We start from the raw sequence: 14,506 nt of genomic DNA, 5'->3' as shown, positions 1-14,506 counted from the left end.
TGGTACGCCTGCCGCAAACGCATCCACGAAATCGCCGAAACCCGCGAAGGCCACACCGGCCTCTCCCCCGTCATCGCCAACCCACCCGCCGAGACGTTCAAGAAGTAGTACCTACAGCGCACGACGGCGGCACCCCAGGTTCTCGAATCCAAGAGCCTGGGGTGCCGCCGTCGTTAGTTGTTGTTCAGCTCCCGTTTAGTGTGATGGTTTCACCACCATCGCCGAGCCGCCGCCACGCCGGACGGGTTCGGCTACCGCCCTGACCTTGTTGTCATCGAGGAACTCGATGGCTGTGGCCGCGCCTATTTCGGCCGCCGATGTACCCGGGTCACCTGCCGCGGCAAACTTGTGGCCGTACTTAGATGCAAGTTCTTGGCCATACTCGGCATCTATAAACGCCTGCTCCGCCGTTACGTTGGCGGTGTTGCGCTGTGAAGCACGCGGGGCTGCCAGAGCCTTCTCAATACTCATGCCGAGGTCGATCCGGTTGATGAGTGTCTGCAGCACAGTGGTGATGATCGTCGAACCGCCCGGAGACCCCAGCGCCAGGAATGGCTCGTCATCCTTGAGCACGATGGTGGGTGACATCGAAGACCGCGGACGCTTCCCCGGTTGGATCCGGTTGGGGTCGGTTTCGCTGTACACCGGCGAGAAGTCCGTGAGCTCGTTATTCAGGATGAATCCACGGCCCGGGACCACAATCCCGGACCCGCCGGTCTGCTCGATGGTGAGCGTGTACTCCACCACGTTGCCCCACTTGTCGGACACAGTGAGGTTGGTGGTGTTGATGTTTTCGCTGTCCTTTTCGTCCGACAGCGCAGCGGGCTCAACATCGCAGGCGCCGTTGTAGTCGGCCACGTCACCTGCCGGTACGGGCTTCTCCGCCGCATGCAGCGGATCGATCTCGCAGGCGCGTTCCTTGCCGAACACCGGGTCCAGCAGTTGTTTCACTGGAACGTCGACAAAGGCAGGATCACCCAGGTACTTTGCCCGGTCGGCGAAGGCGAGTGCCGACGCCTCAAGGTAGTGGTGGAGTACCTTGGCCTTGTCATCTTTCAGCGCAGGCAGGCCGAACGTCTCCAGGATGTTGAGCGCCTCGCCGACTGTCGTGCCGCCGCTGCTGGAGGGAGCCATTCCGTAAACGTCGTAGCCGCGGTAGTCCACATGCGTCGGCTTCTGGTCCAAGACCTTGTAGTCGTCCAGATCCTCAGTTGTCATAACACCTGCAGGGCCAGGAACCGGAACCATAGGATCCAGAGAAGATGGAGCATTCCGCACCGTTTTGGCGATCTCGTCGGCCAACTCGTCTTCGTAGAAGGCATCCATCCCTTCCTTGGCCAGGAGCCTATACGTCTGAGCCAGATCCTTGTTCTTGAAGGTCGATCCCACGGCTGGCGCATCGTTGTCCGCGCCCGGCAGGAACAGTTCTCTGGTTGCTTCGAACGGAAGAAAACGATCCTTGTTTTCGAGGGTCTGCTGGCGGAACGTCTCGTCCACAACAAACCCATCCGTTGCCACGTCAATGGCAGGATCCAGAACGTCGGCAAGGCTTAGGCTCCCCCAGCGCTTCAATGCCCGCTCCCAGGTAGCGGCAGTACCGGGAACCCCCACCGAAATGCCGCTGGTGGCCTGCTTCTTGAAAGCGAATGCTTCAGCGGTTCCGGGTTTGATGAACGCATCCGTTGGCATAGCCGCCGGTGCAGTCTCCCGACCGTCGATGGTGTGGACTTTCTTGCTCTTCGCGTCGTAGTAGACAAAGTAGCCGCCCCCGCCGATACCGGCAGAGTAGGGCTCCGTCACTCCGAGAGTTGCAGCCGCAGCGACGGCGGCGTCGACGGCGTTGCCGCCTTTGCGGAGGACTTCGATGGCCGCGGCAGAGGCGTCCACGTCAACAGTGCTGACGGCGCCCCCGTAGCCTGTGGCAGTAGGCATTTTCTTGGTGTTGTCATCGCTGGACCCGGAGTGGGCAGAAGCAGGACTTACTAACGCTCCGGTGGTTACGCTCATTGCCAGCGCAGCCGTTATTGCGGCTAACCGGCGTCCCAGAATTGGCATGATGGCTCCTGAACGGGTTTTGAGTGATGTCAGTCACGCTACTCTTCGGGCAGGTGTCCCTCAACGGAATGAGCTACCCAACCAGGTACCCCAAAAGCGTCATGCAACCGGCCGGCAACGTCCCTGCGGGGATGGATCGCATATGCTTCCTGTGCAGCTCAATCACCGCGGCGCGCGGCACGTGCGTTCAACGACGAACAGACCGGGAGACGGCATGACCAACTGGCGGATCAGGGACTTCCACTCATCAGACCTGGACGGGATCCTGCATCTCTGGGAAACCCTCAAGTCCCACAACGTGGAGCCGGTCTACGCCCTCTCCGAGGTCCTGGCATCCTGCGTAAAGGACCACGCCGTGGTGGCCGTGCAGGGCGACCAGGTGGTGGGTGCCGCCGTCGGACGCGCCGCACACGACCAGGGCTGGATCGTCTTCCTCGCTACCCTGCCTGAATACCGTGGCCGCGGCATCGGCACCTCACTGCTGGCCGCCGTCGAAAACCGGATGGCCCCGCATGGGCTGAACAAACTCTCGGCACTGATGCCCGAATCCGAGACCCGGGTGGAGGCATTCCTGGGCCGCGGCTTCGCACTCAAGAAAAACCTGCGCTACTTCGAACGCACCATCCCCGTCCAGCGCCAGGAACTCGGCGCGCTCGGCCAGCTCGGGGGACGCGTCCTGGCCCGCGACCTGTGGGAAAACGTGGCGGGCATGCGCAAAGAAAAGGAACTGCTCGAACGGCGCCTGGTCCTGCCCCTTGCCGAGGCCGACCTCGCCGACGAATTCGGCGTGGTTCCGCCGCGCGCCGTGGTCCTCTTCGGCCCGCCCGGCACCGGGAAGACCACCTTCGCCAAAGCCATCGCCTCCCGCCTGGAATGGCCCTTCGTCGAGGTCTTCCCCTCCCGGCTCGCGGCAGATCCGCAGGGCCTGGCGGGAGCGCTGCGCGAAACGTTCCTGGAAATTGCCGAGCTGGAGCACGCTGTGGTGTTCATCGACGAGGTGGAGGAGATCGCGTCCCAGCGCTCCGGTGAACCGCCCTCGCCGCTGCAGGGCGTCACCAACGAACTGCTCAAGATCATCCCGGCCTTCCGCGAACAGCCCGGCCGCCTGCTGGTCTGCGCCACCAACTTCATCCGCGCCCTGGACACCGCCTTCCTGCGCCACGGCCGGTTCGACTACGTCATCCCCATCGGGCTGCCGGACCGGCAGGCCCGTGAAGCGATGTGGCAGCGCTTCATCCCGGCACCCGTGGTGGACGCCGTAGACGTGGAGCTGCTCGTGGAACGCACCGAGGGATTCTCCCCTGCGGACATTGAGTATGCCGCTAGGAGTGCTTCCCAGCGCGCGCTGGAAAAAGCAGTGTACGACGACGGCGGGCTGGCTTCCGGCGGGACGGTGTCCGTCCGGGAGGCGGTGCGGAAGGGGCCCTCCACCCAGGATTACCTTGATGCGATCGCCGAAACCCGGACCACCGTCAGCGCCGAAGTCCATCAGGACTTCCTCGAGGACATCGACGCGCTGGGCCGCGTGTAGCTTTGACTTATGTCCTCCAATCCCCTCCGGCACGCCATGGCGCGCATGGGCGGACGCGACCCGCACGAGAAACACCGGGCTGCCACACCGCTTGAGCTCTTTTTCGACCTGACCTTTGTGATCGCGTTTGGTGTGGCCGGCAGCCAGTTTGCCCACGAAATTGCGGAAGCGCACTTCATCCCGGGCCTGCTGGGTTTCTCCTTTGCGATGTTCGCCGTGATCTGGGCATGGATCAACTTCACCTGGTTCGCCAGCGCCTACGACACCGACGACTGGATCTTCAGGGTGGTCACCATGATCCAGATCGTGGGTGTCCTGATCCTCGCCATGGGGATTGAGCCGATGTTCCGCTCATTGGTGGAGGGCAAGCACGTAGACAACGCGGTCATTGTGGGCGGCTACGTGATCATGCGGCTGGCGCTCGTGGCCCAGTGGCTGCGGGCAGCACGGCAGGACCCGGCTGGCCGCGACACGTGCCTGCGCTACGCCAAGTACCTCGTGGTGGTCCAGCTCGGCTGGATCGCGGTGCTCTTCATCGAGGCCGACGTTCCGACTACTCTCTTCATGATCGTCCCCTTGATTGTGCTGGAGATGGCCACCCCGTATGCGGCAGAGCGCAAGGCGCGGACCCCGTGGCACGCCCATCACATCGCCGAGCGGTACGGACTCCTGGCGATCATCGCTCTGGGCGAGTGCCTCATCGGTGCCATCGAAACGCTGCGGGCCATCGTGGCCAGCCACGGCTGGAGCGTGGATGCAGCGCTCGTGGGCTTCGGCGGGACGGCGCTGGCCTTCGGCATGTGGTGGATCTACTTCCTGCTGCCTGCCGGCCGCGCACTCCACCTGCGCCGGTACCGGTCCTTCCTCTTCGGCTACGGCCATATTCCGATCTTCGCCGCGATCGCTGCTACCGGCGCCGGACTGCATGTGGCCGCCTATTACATCGACCACGAGGCGCACATCAGCGCAGCAGCGGCGGTGGCCGCCATTGCGGTTCCGGTGGCACTGTTCAAGGCCTCACTGACGTGGCTGTACAGCGTCATGCTTGGTCCGGACCGCACTGTCATCACCGTCGCAGTAGGGGTGCTGCTGGCGCTGGGCGCTTCAGTGGGCCTGGCCGCGGCGGGCATCTCCGTCCCGGTGTGCCTGCTGGTGATTGTGCTGGCACTTGGCGCTTCCATTGTTATCGATGAGCGCCGCGGATCGGAGCGGCTCCACCATGCCCTCGAGAAGCTGGAAGCGGAAACTACCGCTCCTCAGCAGTCCTAGCGTCAGGCCCGGCCGCACCATCGGCGTCCGTTCCCTCGTAGGTCAGGTTCTCGTAGTCGGTGGTGTCTTCCTCATCCAGCCGGTCGTCCAACTCTTCCAGCAGCCAGGGATTCACCCGGGCGAGGATTTTTCGAACCTCTTCCACCTCGACTGCCGCGTAAAGCACCGGCCGGGCATCGCGGTATTTGGTGACGGGGGGCTTGTCCGGCCACTTCTCCGCCAGTGCCCTGACCCGTTCCGGCAGTGAGTTGTGGGCGTTGTCCGCGATCTTGACCAGGGCTGCGTCGTGGTCCTGGGCAATCTCGCGGATTCCGGACTGGTAGTCGTCCGGGTTCTCGTGCAGCCGGTTGGTGACGCGTTCGATAATTTCCACGGCCCGCTCGGACACACCCATGTCCAGCAGTGCCTGCCGTGTTATCGGCGTGTCCTCGGCGATGTCGTGCAGGTACCCGGCAATCCGTATGTCGTCGTCGAAGTCGGCGAGCGCGTCACCTACTGCAAGGACGTGGTCCTTGTACGGGCGCTTCAGTTTGTCCTTCTGCCGGTTGTGGGCCACCTCGGCCAGTACCTTGGCAGTCTCAACGGTGAATCTGGGCGCAGGACTCTGGTCCGGCATTTGCTCTTCTGACATGTCCCAAGCCTAGGCGGGTCAGGTGGCTACTGTTTGCCGTACTTCCGGTGCACCGCCTGTTTGCTGACACCCAGGCACAGCGCTATGGCCTCCCAGGACAGTCCCGCCTGCCGTGCGCCGCGGACGAGCGCGGACTCAGTGCGGCTGACTTCCTTCTGCAATTCCGCGACAGCGTGCAGTGCCTCCGCAGGCCCCATGCCGTCCATTGATCCCACCAGCGTTTTCATCCGCCCCACCTCCATGCCGTCAACATTAGTTGACGTTACCGCCCGCGTCAACCAAAGTTGACGTGGCGGGCTGAGGCTCCCATCAGGTGGAACCCGGAGAACCCATGCCTGTCCACACCCAGGGCTCCCGGGGAAGGGCAGTCGGGTCGAAGGCGTCCAGCGCATGCTCCAGCCTCCCGGCCGGAAGCCCCAGTGACGCCAGGAGCCGGTCCCGCACCGCATCGGAGGGGATGTCCGCCAGGGCAAGGTCACGCAGCGTGACCGCACCATCCCGCTTAGCCAACCGGACGCCGTCGGAATTCACCACGAGCGGAACATGGGCATATTCCGGTACAGGAATATTCAGGAGCGAGGCGAGGTAGGCCTGCCTGGGGGTGGACGGGAGCAAGTCATCGCCGCGGACCACCTGGTCAATGCCCTGCTCGGCGTCATCCACCACCACCGCCAGGTTGTAGGCATAGACGCCGTCGTTCCGGCGGAGCACAAAGTCATCCACCACCCCCGCGTAAGCCCCATGGAGCACATCGTGAACGCGATACTCCGCAACACCGGCCCGGAGCCGCACGGCAGCGGGCCGGGTGGAGCGCTTGAACTCCAGCTCGGCCGGGTCCAGGTTCCGGCAGGTCCCAGGGTAGGCACCCTGCGGGGCATGCGGCGCAGAAGGTGCCTCCTGGATTTCGCGCCGCGTGCAAAAGCATTCGTAGGTGAGGCCCGCGGCCTGGAGCCGGGAAATTGCCGCAGTGTAAAGGGCCCCCCGGGCAGTCTGGCGCACCACATCGCCGTCCCACGTCACGCCGATGGCCGCCAGGTCCCGCAACTGCTCCGCTTCCGCACCGGACCGTGCCCGGTCCAGGTCCTCCACGCGGAGCAGGAAGGTCCGGCCGGATGAGCGCGCAAACAGCCATGCGAGGATGGCGGTCCGAAGATTTCCTACGTGGAGTTCACCGGAGGGGCTGGGCGCAAAACGGCCGGCAGAGGTCATGGATCCACCCTATGCGGGCGGCAGGCGGGGCCGGCTCCCTGCGTGCGCGGACAAACACAAGAGCCCCTCAGCTACCGATGACATCGGGTAAACCGGCGTCGGTAACTCAGGGGCTCTTGCCGTGGTTGCTTCAATGACCATGGTGTGAACAAGCGTCAATCAGCGGCGGCCTCCTTGCGGGAAGCGGTGTGCAGTTGCCGGGTGGTGTACCGGAGAACCTGTAGCCTGCGGGAATCAGCGGTAGCTTTTGCCCTTGTTGCCACAATTTGAGCAGACACCCTACAGTTGGGGCAACCACCAGAACTTCGATTGATCAGTCTGACCAACCCTCGAGGTTCCCACCGACAGGAAATGATCAGATTGCAGGAACTGGATGCTACGGACAAGCGGATCCTCAATGCCCTGGACGAAGACCCCCGCGTTCCCATCATGGTGCTGGCACAGCGACTAGGCCTGGCCCGGGGCACTGTCCAGAGCCGGCTGGAGCGGATGACGGCCTCGGGAGCCCTGCGGCCCAACAGCAGCAGGGTGCTTCCGGCAGCCCTGGGAAGAGGCGTGGCAGCCGCGGTCAGCGCGGAGCTGGACCAGAGCCACCTCAACGAGGCCATCGCTGCCCTACGGAAGATTCCCGAAGTCCTCGAATGCCATGCGCCGGCAGGCGACACCGACCTGCTGATCCGCGTGGTGGCCACCAGCCCGGATGACCTTTACCGGGTTTCCGAGGAAATCAGGCTGTGCCCCGGCATCGTCCGGACTTCCACCAGCATGTTCCTCCGCGAAGTCATCCCCTACCGGACTACCGGCCTGCTGGCGGACTAGACACGGGCGGGGAGCTCTCCCCATCGCCACTTGAGCGGGCGGCGGTTAAGCTGGCACGGGAGTCCAAACGGGGGGAAATATGGCGGGGAATTTTCACGGCGCTGACGTGGCGCAGCTCCGGCAGCTGGCCAAGGACCTTGCCGGCGGCGCCAACAGGCTGGACGCCCTAAGCCAGCAACTCGGCAGCAGCATCACCTCCACGGCGTGGAGAGGGCAGGACGGCGACCGCTTCCGCAGCGAATGGACCTCGGCCCACCAGAAGCTGCTCCGGTCCGCAACGGCAGGGCTGGAATCGGCATCGAAAGCGCTGCTCGCCAACGCCGACGAGCAGGAAAAGGCCAGCACCAGCGGCGGCTCCGGCAGTTCCGGCGGCACAGGCGGCGGCACTGGCGGCGGCACCGGTACAGCCCAGGACCTGACGGACACCTTGAACGCCATGACGCCGGAGGAGCGCCGTCAATACCTCCAGAGCGACGAATTCAAACAGTGGGCCCTGGCAAACCCGGACGCCGCCAAAGCTGCCATGGACGCTGCGGCAGATTCGGGCCTGATCACCACGAACTCCAAGGCATACAGGGACTTCCTCTCTTCCTACTGGAACCAGCAGGCCATGCTGGACATGGGCATTGACCTGCAGGACTGGGACACGTCAAAGGGCACCGAATACAACTGGGAAACCATCAAGAAGGTCTACGACTTCTACGGCCAGGCCTACCTTGCCAACCCGGACCTGCAGTGGGCCGGCATGGCGAACATGATTGGGCCATCCTTCGCCGGCGGCTTCAGGGATATGGCCATGCTCCGGGACCTCGCCCAGCAGATCGCTGACAACCCTGCGTCGGACATCCCACTCCCCGTCCTGGACCAGATCGAACAGCTTGCAGGGATGACGGACCAGGAAATCCGCTTCTACGAAACCAGCATGGTGGACATGAACAAGGAGATTTTCCTGGACCAGGCCCGCCAGCACCAGGCGTACATGGACGGGGGCCTGGACGAGATCAACAGGTTGCGTGACTCCGGCGCCATAGATCCCGGTACCGCCGAAGAGTGGGCAAAGATCGATTCGGGCGACCCGGAGCTTGTCCGGGAAGGCAACACAGCCCTGCTTTACCGGGAGCAGAACGAGATCATCGCCGACGACTACGACGCCATGCGCAACCACCCCGGCGGCGAGGCGGTGACCTACATGGTGACACTGGCCGGCGAGCCCTCGATTCCCGGCGCGAAGAGCTATGCGGAGGTATTCCCCTTCACCTTCAGCGTGGAAAGTCCGGGGCCGGAAAACGTGCCCTTCACCAACTGGGACAACCCCGCGCAGTTCCGTACCGATTTCACCACGGGCTTCCCCGCCGGCAATATCTCCGATGCGGACCAGCGCTGGGCACTCATTCAGCAGGACACCCTGCCGGCTTACCAGGACCTGCTGGCCACCGATCCTGGCCGCGCACAGCAAATTATCGCCTCGGATTTTGATGGCAGGGTGGAACAGTACCGGCCCACCAACAACATCCCCGGCATCATGGACCGCTTCCTGGACGGCTTCGACGCAGAGGTGCACCAGTGACCCCATTCCCGGACAGCGCTGCCACCCGCCTCAGGCGGCAGGCCGCCGTCGTCCTGCTTACCCTTGCCGCAGGCTGCGCTTTGGCTGGATGCCAGAACAGCAGCCCGGCCACCGAACCAACCACTCAAGGGAGCACCGTGAACACCTCCGAATACTCCACGCTGGACGCGGCCGGCGTGGCGGCGATCCGCGATTCCAAGACGGCGAAGCTGGACATGACGTCGGGACGGCTCAGCAAGGAAGCCGTCCGCGTGACGCAGGACAGCTACGGGCCCGAAATCAACACCCGGGACTCGGGCAAAATCAGCTTGACCATCACCGCACCAACCGGAGAGATCAGCGGCGAGACGGACCGCATCCGCTTCAACACCACGGACAAGCGCAGCGATTTCAGCGAAGTCACATACTTCCTCACGGCGGATACGCCCGAAGAGTACTTCGAGCTCATTCGGGACGGCGTTGACCGGTACGGCATTTCTGCGGACTCGGCCGAGGACTGGATCAGCAGCACCCAGGCGGACCCGGGCTCCAAAAGCGACTTCTCCATCACCTCCGGCAGGTCAACAGGGCTCGATGTCAACTACGACCTGCGGTACGACGGCGGCAAGGACACCCAGGTGATCATCGTCCACGTCAGGCCGGTCAGCTAGGAAACGCCCTACACCGGCGGGCCGGCGTTGGACTTCAGGTTCTTCATCACCAGGGTGGACGTCAGCCGTTCCACGCCGGGCAGCGACGTGAGCTCGGCGTCGTAGAAGCGCTGGTAGGCGGGCAGGTCTTCCGCGATGACCTTCAGCAGGTAGTCCGGTGAGCCGAAGAGCCGCTGCGCCTCCACCACGTTCGGATTCTCCGCCACCCGGTTTTCGAAGACCTCCATGATGGCCCGGTCCACCTGGCGCAGGGTGACAAACACGATTGCCTCGAAGCCCAGCCCCACGGCGGAGGGATCTATGTCCGCCCGGTAGCCGCGGATCACGCCCGATTGCTCCAGGTCGCGCAGCCGCCGGTGGCACGGGGCCACGGTCAAACCCACCTTCGCGGCGAGTGCCGTGGCAGTCATCCGGCCGTCGTCCTTGAGGTGGCGCAAGATATTTCTGTCAATATGGTCAATCACGCAAGAACCTTACCGCACAGGCCTGCTCCGCAGCGAAAAAGGAGAGCACTTCTGCGCCGAAACTATCTAGGGTTTGTCCTGACGCACAAGTGTGGCAGGAGAAAGAATGAACCACGAGCTGTTTTTGGCCTTTGTGCTGGTGGCCGCCGCCCTGGCGTGCACCCCAGGCGTGGACTGGGCATACTCCATTGCGGCCGGGCTCAGGCAGCGGAGTTTTGTCCCGGCAGTGGCGGGGCTCTGCGGCGGCTATGTCCTGCACACAGTCCTTCTGGTGGCGGGGCTGGCCGCCCTGCTCACGGGGCTGCCCGGGGTTCTGGGCTGGATCACGCTGGCCGGCGCGGCCTACCTGGTGTGGCTCGGTATCAGCACGCTCCGCTCCTGGCGCGGGGCCAGCTTTACGGCCGGCGCCGGGCGTACAGGCAGTGACGGCACCAGCCCGCTCCGGACGTTCCTCCAGGGTATGGGAACCAGCGGGATCAACCCCAAGGGCCTGCTCTTCTACGTGGCGCTGGTCCCCCAGTTCGTGAGCGCCGACGCGTCCCTTCCCGTGCCGGTGCAGTCGGGCCTGCTCGGGATGACGTTTGTGCTGCTGGCGGGGCTTGTGTACACCGCCGTCGCCCTGCTCTCCCGTACCCTGCTGCAAAGCCGCCCGGGAGCCGCCCGCCTGGTGACCCTCGCCAGCGGCGTGATCATGGTGCTGCTGGGCGCGGTGCTGCTCGGCGAGCAGCTGCTGCCGGCCCTCGCCGCGGCGTAGCGGCTTTTACTCGTCGCTGAGTTTCTTCCAGTCCTGTTCCCAGATCCGGCGCATCTCCTCGTCCTTGCGGATTGGCACCGGCGCGGCGATCTCCTTCTGCGGCACGGGGTCTTCGCGGCGCCGCCCCCAGTCGCGGGGGTTGAGCGAGCGCCTGCTGGAGTCAAGTACCAGCAGCGCGCGGTCCGTGAGGGCGTCATTGCGCAGGGTCAGGTGTGTCTTGCGCCGGCGCAGAACCTCGGCAAGCGCCTGGTGGGCAGCCTCGAACCGGCCCTCCCGCCGCAGGGCCCGCGCCCGCACCAGCAACAGCGCGGCGGACAGATCGTCAGCGTTGAGCAGGCCTTCCGTCCAGTCGATCACGGTCCGGCTCCGCCCCAGGGTCAGCGCCAGCGAGCAGCGCGCCAAAGCCATGGGGAGCGACGGCGGCAGGCCGGCCAGGGCGTCCAGCGCGGCCTCCGTGCGGCCCGTCTCGCGGAACGAGTGCGCGAGCGCCAGGAACACTGACTCCTCACTGAACAGGACGGGGATCTCCACGCGTTCTGCCAGTTCGATCCGGGTGACGATCCTGGTGAGGTACGTGGACGAGTAGCGGTTCGCTTCGTCGTCGTTCCTGGTGGTGAGCCCGCGCTGCAGCAGTTCCGAGGCACGCAGGTAGCCGCCGTGCTTGTACACGAGCAGCCCGGACATGAGGTAGCAAAGTCCGGCCCAGCCGGGGTAGGTGCGGGCCAGTGTGATCAGGCGTTCGGGCTCGCGGCTGGTGAAGACTGCCTCGTGCACGGCCTTGGCCGGCTTGGGCAGCATCCGCTTGAGCCGCGGAATCTCCCCGTCCACGGTGAGCAATGCCGGGTGGCGTCCGCCGAGGACGCCGGTCAGCAGGCCGCCTACTCCCCCGGCAAGGTCGTGGACTGGTGTGCGCAACTGGGGCTCGCCGAACGGCGTGAGGTCGCGGCTGTCCCAGTAGATCGGTGCAGGGTCCCCGGCGGTCATCTTTCCATGCTAACCGCCACGTCCTTCAGGACGGACAGCTCCGCCAGCTCCTGTGGACACAGGCTCATTGGCTCCGGCCCCTTGTCCCGGCCGCGGTTTTCCGGAAAGGTAGTAAGCACCCTTAGCAGTTCCGCTTCACGAAGGAGAACGTCATGCAGATCGACAAGTCCCAGATCCTCGAGCTCCTCCGAAAACAGGGAGACAACGACAAAGCTTCACAGGCGGAGTCGGAACTGCCGGACCAGGTGGACACCGACCAGCATGCAGACCTGCTGTCCAGGCTGGGAATCAGCCCGGCTGAGCTGCTGGCAAAACTTCCTGGGGGTCTCGGGGACAAGCTTGGAGGCCTGGGCCTCTGACTCAGCCCCGCTCCATGAACCATTCCGTAAAGGCTGAGGCGCGGCCGCCCGGGTCCAACCGAATGACCCAGAGGTTGTCGTACGTGGGCCGGTCACCCGAATAGGTGGTGACACCCTGGACAAAGGCGGTATCACCGTCCACGCCCAGCAGCTCCCAGCTGAACGTCCAGTCGTCCGGCTCATCCCGGGCGGCGAGCCAGGCGTCCACGATGCCGTCCTGCCCCTTCCAGGAATGAGGATCGTGGGGCCTTGTTTCGTACACTGCGTCTGCGGTGAAGAGGGCGCGGATGTCCTCTGGCCGGTTGCTGGTCCACGCCGCCTGGTACTTGTCCATCCAGGCCTGTACGTGTTCGCGTGCTGAAGTAGGCTCCGTCATGCTGCCGTTCTACGCCCTTGGGTATCCGGGCCGCAAGCGCCTCAGCCGTTGGCGGCCGCGACCCACACGCCAATCACCCACGTGCTGGCCGCCAGGCAGGCCAGGCCGAACTCGGCGAGCATGCCCAAACCGGTGGCTTTCAGGGCGGCCCAACTGGAGGTCGCCGCGCGTCCCAGATTCCGGGTCCGGAGGAGTTCGCTGAGCAGGAGGCCTCCTGCGAAGCCAACGAACAATCCCACCACGGGGATGATGAACATTCCCACCACACCGGCTACCAGCGCGGCAACGATGCTCCGGCTGGGGATGGCGTGTTCCTTCAGCTTCCGGCCCGTGAGGACGGCGCTGGCAGCCATGCCTGCCACGACGAACACCATGGCAACGGCGAATACCACCCAGCCCGCCGTGCCGGCACCGCCCCAGATGGCCCAGGCCAGCAGGCTTCCACCGATCAGGATGCTGCCCGGAAGCACCGGGATGACTGTGCCCGCCACGCCGACGACGATTGCCAGGCCGCACAGGATGGTCACCACGGTTTCGGAGTTCATGGCTTCCAGTCTATGGAGGAATGCCGACGGCGGCGCCTCCCGCGCAGGGGAGGCGCCGCCGTCGTATATTCCGCTAGGGGAATGCGCGCTACTCTGCCTCCACCGCGGCGGCAACGGCTGCGGTGACAGCGGGCGCGACTCTCGGATCGAGCGGGCTGGGCACGATGTAGTCCGCGGAGAGGTCCTCGGCGGCAAGGTCGGCGATGGCGTAAGCCGCGGCGAGCTTCATGGCCGGGGTGATGCGGCGGGCCCCGGCGTCCAGGGCGCCGCGGAAGATGCCCGGGAAGGCCAGCACGTTGTTGATCTGGTTGGGGAAATCGCTGCGGCCGGTGGCCACCACGGCGGCGTACTTGACGGCCACCTCGGGCAGGACCTCGGGGTCCGGGTTGGACAGCGCGAACACGATGGCGTCCTGGTTCATCAGGGCGAGGTGCTCTTCGGCCAGCTTGGAGGAGGAGACGCCGATGAAGACGTCTGCTCCGGCGAGGGCCTCGGCCGGTCCGCCTTCCACTCCGCGCGGGTTGCTGCGGCCTGCGATATCAGCCTTCTTGCTGGCCGGGTCCGCGGCGAGGTCCTTGCGGCCGGCGTTGATGATGCCGCGGGAGTCCAGCAGGACCACATCGGTGATGCCGGCGGCCAGCAGGATTTCGGCGACGGCGATGCCGGCGGCTCCTGCGCCGGAGACCACCACGTGCAGGCTGTCCAGTTCGCGGCCGGTCACCTTGGCGGCGTTGGTCAGCGCGGCGAGGGCAACCACGGCGGTGCCGTGCTGATCATCGTGCATCACCGGGCAGTCCAGCGCCTCGATGAGCTTTTCCTCCAGCTCGAAGCAGCGCGGAGCGGAGATGTCCTCGAGGTTGACGGCGCCGAAGCTGGGCCGCAGCCGGACCAGGGTCTCCACGATTTCATCCACATCCGTGGTGTTCAGCACCAGGGGAATGGAGTCAAGGTCGCCGAAGGTCTTGAACAGGGCGGACTTGCCCTCCATCACGGGCAGCGACGCGCTGGCGCCGATGTTGCCCAGGCCCAGGACGGCGGTGCCGTCGCTGACCACGACCACCAGGCGCTCGGCCCAGGTGAGGGTGCGGGCCAGTTCCGGCTTGGCGTGGATGGCACGGCTGACCTCGGCTACACCGGGAGTGTAGGCAATGGAGAGGTCGCGCTTGTTGGACAGCGGGACGGTGCTGGCGATGGAGAGCTTGCCGCCCTGGTGTGCGTCGAAGATCTCGGCTTCGCTCAGCGCCGTGGCTGCGGAGTTGTCGGTGGCTGCAATTGCGTCAATGGACACGTCGT

General features: G+C 65.0%; 16 protein-coding genes. 7 read left to right on the top strand and 9 right to left on the bottom strand.

The window, feature by feature from the left end; all coding sequences use genetic code 11:
- Positions 1 to 195: 195 nt before the first annotated feature.
- Positions 196 to 2,055 (bottom strand): gamma-glutamyltransferase, encoded by a 1,860-nt coding sequence (gene ggt / locus BMX78_RS11920; protein WP_091419618.1) that lies wholly within the window; start codon positions 2,053 to 2,055, stop codon positions 196 to 198.
- 214 nt (positions 2,056 to 2,269) lie between these two features.
- Between ggt and BMX78_RS11915 the strand changes: the two genes are divergently transcribed.
- Complete coding sequence (locus tag BMX78_RS11915; protein ID WP_091419663.1) at positions 2,270 to 3,586, top strand: ATP-binding protein; 1,317 nt, start codon at positions 2,270 to 2,272, stop codon at positions 3,584 to 3,586.
- A 9-nt stretch (positions 3,587 to 3,595) separates the two neighbouring features.
- On the top strand, positions 3,596 to 4,855 hold the full coding sequence (locus BMX78_RS11910; RefSeq protein ID WP_091419616.1) for a low temperature requirement protein A: 1,260 nt from the start codon (positions 3,596 to 3,598) through the stop codon (positions 4,853 to 4,855).
- Here the strand turns inward: BMX78_RS11910 and BMX78_RS11905 are convergent.
- The 3 genes from BMX78_RS11905 to gluQRS form a co-directional block, all read right to left on the bottom strand.
- Positions 4,833 to 5,486, bottom strand: a complete 654-nt coding sequence (locus BMX78_RS11905) for an HD domain-containing protein (protein WP_091419613.1) — start codon at positions 5,484 to 5,486, stop codon at positions 4,833 to 4,835. The two genes, BMX78_RS11910 and BMX78_RS11905, sit on opposite strands and share 23 nt — an antisense overlap.
- Before the next feature lie 26 nt (positions 5,487 to 5,512).
- Positions 5,513 to 5,728 (bottom strand): transcriptional regulator, encoded by a 216-nt coding sequence (locus BMX78_RS11900; protein WP_091419611.1) that lies wholly within the window; start codon positions 5,726 to 5,728, stop codon positions 5,513 to 5,515.
- Between the two features lie 67 nt (positions 5,729 to 5,795).
- A complete protein-coding gene (gene gluQRS, locus BMX78_RS11895; protein ID WP_091419609.1) occupies positions 5,796 to 6,695 on the bottom strand; it encodes a tRNA glutamyl-Q(34) synthetase GluQRS in 900 nt (299 codons plus the stop codon).
- A 351-nt stretch (positions 6,696 to 7,046) separates the two neighbouring features.
- Between gluQRS and BMX78_RS11890 the strand changes: the two genes are divergently transcribed.
- The 3 genes from BMX78_RS11890 (at position 7,047) to BMX78_RS11880 (ending at position 9,731) form a co-directional block, all read left to right on the top strand.
- Entirely contained in the window at positions 7,047 to 7,514 is a 468-nt protein-coding gene (locus tag BMX78_RS11890; protein WP_091419606.1) for an Lrp/AsnC family transcriptional regulator, read from the top strand.
- Between the two features lie 79 nt (positions 7,515 to 7,593).
- Positions 7,594 to 9,081: a WXG100 family type VII secretion target gene (locus BMX78_RS11885; RefSeq protein WP_091419604.1), complete on the top strand. Its 1,488-nt coding sequence runs from the start codon at positions 7,594 to 7,596 to the stop codon at positions 9,079 to 9,081.
- Positions 9,078 to 9,731, top strand: coding sequence for a hypothetical protein (locus BMX78_RS11880; protein ID WP_091419601.1), 654 nt, complete (start codon positions 9,078 to 9,080; stop codon positions 9,729 to 9,731). The genes BMX78_RS11885 and BMX78_RS11880 overlap by 4 nt, the downstream gene beginning before the upstream one ends.
- 8 nt (positions 9,732 to 9,739) lie before the next feature.
- On the opposite strand, the gene BMX78_RS11875 is transcribed toward BMX78_RS11880, so the two are convergent.
- On the bottom strand, positions 9,740 to 10,195 hold the full coding sequence (locus BMX78_RS11875; RefSeq protein ID WP_091419600.1) for an Lrp/AsnC family transcriptional regulator: 456 nt from the start codon (positions 10,193 to 10,195) through the stop codon (positions 9,740 to 9,742).
- Positions 10,196 to 10,301: 106 nt separating this feature from the next.
- On the opposite strand from BMX78_RS11875, the gene BMX78_RS11870 reads away from it, so the two are divergent.
- Complete coding sequence (locus tag BMX78_RS11870) at positions 10,302 to 10,949, top strand: LysE family translocator (RefSeq protein ID WP_091419598.1); 648 nt, start codon at positions 10,302 to 10,304, stop codon at positions 10,947 to 10,949.
- A 6-nt stretch (positions 10,950 to 10,955) separates the two neighbouring features.
- Here the strand turns inward: BMX78_RS11870 and BMX78_RS11865 are convergent, their stop codons facing one another.
- A complete protein-coding gene (locus BMX78_RS11865; protein WP_091419596.1) occupies positions 10,956 to 11,933 on the bottom strand; it encodes a hypothetical protein in 978 nt (325 codons plus the stop codon).
- Positions 11,934 to 12,085: 152 nt separating this feature from the next.
- On the opposite strand from BMX78_RS11865, the gene BMX78_RS11860 reads away from it, so the two are divergent.
- Positions 12,086 to 12,292 (top strand): hypothetical protein, encoded by a 207-nt coding sequence (locus BMX78_RS11860; protein ID WP_091419595.1) that lies wholly within the window; start codon positions 12,086 to 12,088, stop codon positions 12,290 to 12,292.
- Position 12,293: 1 nt separating this feature from the next.
- Here BMX78_RS11860 and BMX78_RS11855 read toward each other — a convergent pair whose 3' ends face one another.
- The 3 genes from BMX78_RS11855 to BMX78_RS11845 form a co-directional block, all read right to left on the bottom strand.
- Positions 12,294 to 12,668 (bottom strand): nuclear transport factor 2 family protein, encoded by a 375-nt coding sequence (locus BMX78_RS11855; protein ID WP_091419593.1) that lies wholly within the window; start codon positions 12,666 to 12,668, stop codon positions 12,294 to 12,296.
- Positions 12,669 to 12,709: 41 nt separating this feature from the next.
- The gene (locus BMX78_RS11850) at positions 12,710 to 13,213 is read right to left on the bottom strand and encodes a DUF456 domain-containing protein (protein ID WP_091419592.1); all 504 of its coding nucleotides are present in this window, start codon (positions 13,211 to 13,213) and stop codon (positions 12,710 to 12,712) included.
- 88 nt (positions 13,214 to 13,301) lie between these two features.
- The gene (locus BMX78_RS11845) at positions 13,302 to 14,501 is read right to left on the bottom strand and encodes an NAD(P)-dependent malic enzyme (RefSeq protein ID WP_091419590.1); all 1,200 of its coding nucleotides are present in this window, start codon (positions 14,499 to 14,501) and stop codon (positions 13,302 to 13,304) included.
- Positions 14,502 to 14,506: the final 5 nt, after the last annotated feature.

The sequence above is a fragment of the Arthrobacter sp. OV608 genome, assembly GCA_900110595.1.
In the GTDB taxonomy this organism is placed as follows: domain Bacteria; phylum Actinomycetota; class Actinomycetes; order Actinomycetales; family Micrococcaceae; genus Arthrobacter.
Note: the sequence above shows the minus strand (reverse complement) of the source record. Positions and strands in the feature narration are given on the sequence as shown.

What these genes read in the sequence shown, in the direction of transcription:
- ggt (WP_091419618.1), bottom strand. Translation starts at nt 2,055, where the DNA reads ATGCCAATTCTGGGACGCCGGTTAGCCGCAATAACGGCTGCGCTGGCA.
- BMX78_RS11915 (WP_091419663.1), top strand. Translation starts at nt 2,270, where the DNA reads ATGACCAACTGGCGGATCAGGGACTTCCACTCATCAGACCTGGACGGG.
- BMX78_RS11910 (WP_091419616.1), top strand. Translation starts at nt 3,596, where the DNA reads ATGTCCTCCAATCCCCTCCGGCACGCCATGGCGCGCATGGGCGGACGC.
- BMX78_RS11905 (WP_091419613.1), bottom strand. Translation starts at nt 5,486, where the DNA reads ATGTCAGAAGAGCAAATGCCGGACCAGAGTCCTGCGCCCAGATTCACC.
- BMX78_RS11900 (WP_091419611.1), bottom strand. Translation starts at nt 5,728, where the DNA reads ATGGAGGTGGGGCGGATGAAAACGCTGGTGGGATCAATGGACGGCATG.
- gluQRS (WP_091419609.1), bottom strand. Translation starts at nt 6,695, where the DNA reads ATGACCTCTGCCGGCCGTTTTGCGCCCAGCCCCTCCGGTGAACTCCAC.
- BMX78_RS11890 (WP_091419606.1), top strand. Translation starts at nt 7,047, where the DNA reads ATGATCAGATTGCAGGAACTGGATGCTACGGACAAGCGGATCCTCAAT.
- BMX78_RS11885 (WP_091419604.1), top strand. Translation starts at nt 7,594, where the DNA reads ATGGCGGGGAATTTTCACGGCGCTGACGTGGCGCAGCTCCGGCAGCTG.
- BMX78_RS11870 (WP_091419598.1), top strand. Translation starts at nt 10,302, where the DNA reads ATGAACCACGAGCTGTTTTTGGCCTTTGTGCTGGTGGCCGCCGCCCTG.
- BMX78_RS11865 (WP_091419596.1), bottom strand. Translation starts at nt 11,933, where the DNA reads ATGACCGCCGGGGACCCTGCACCGATCTACTGGGACAGCCGCGACCTC.
- BMX78_RS11860 (WP_091419595.1), top strand. Translation starts at nt 12,086, where the DNA reads ATGCAGATCGACAAGTCCCAGATCCTCGAGCTCCTCCGAAAACAGGGA.
- BMX78_RS11855 (WP_091419593.1), bottom strand. Translation starts at nt 12,668, where the DNA reads ATGACGGAGCCTACTTCAGCACGCGAACACGTACAGGCCTGGATGGAC.
- BMX78_RS11850 (WP_091419592.1), bottom strand. Translation starts at nt 13,213, where the DNA reads ATGAACTCCGAAACCGTGGTGACCATCCTGTGCGGCCTGGCAATCGTC.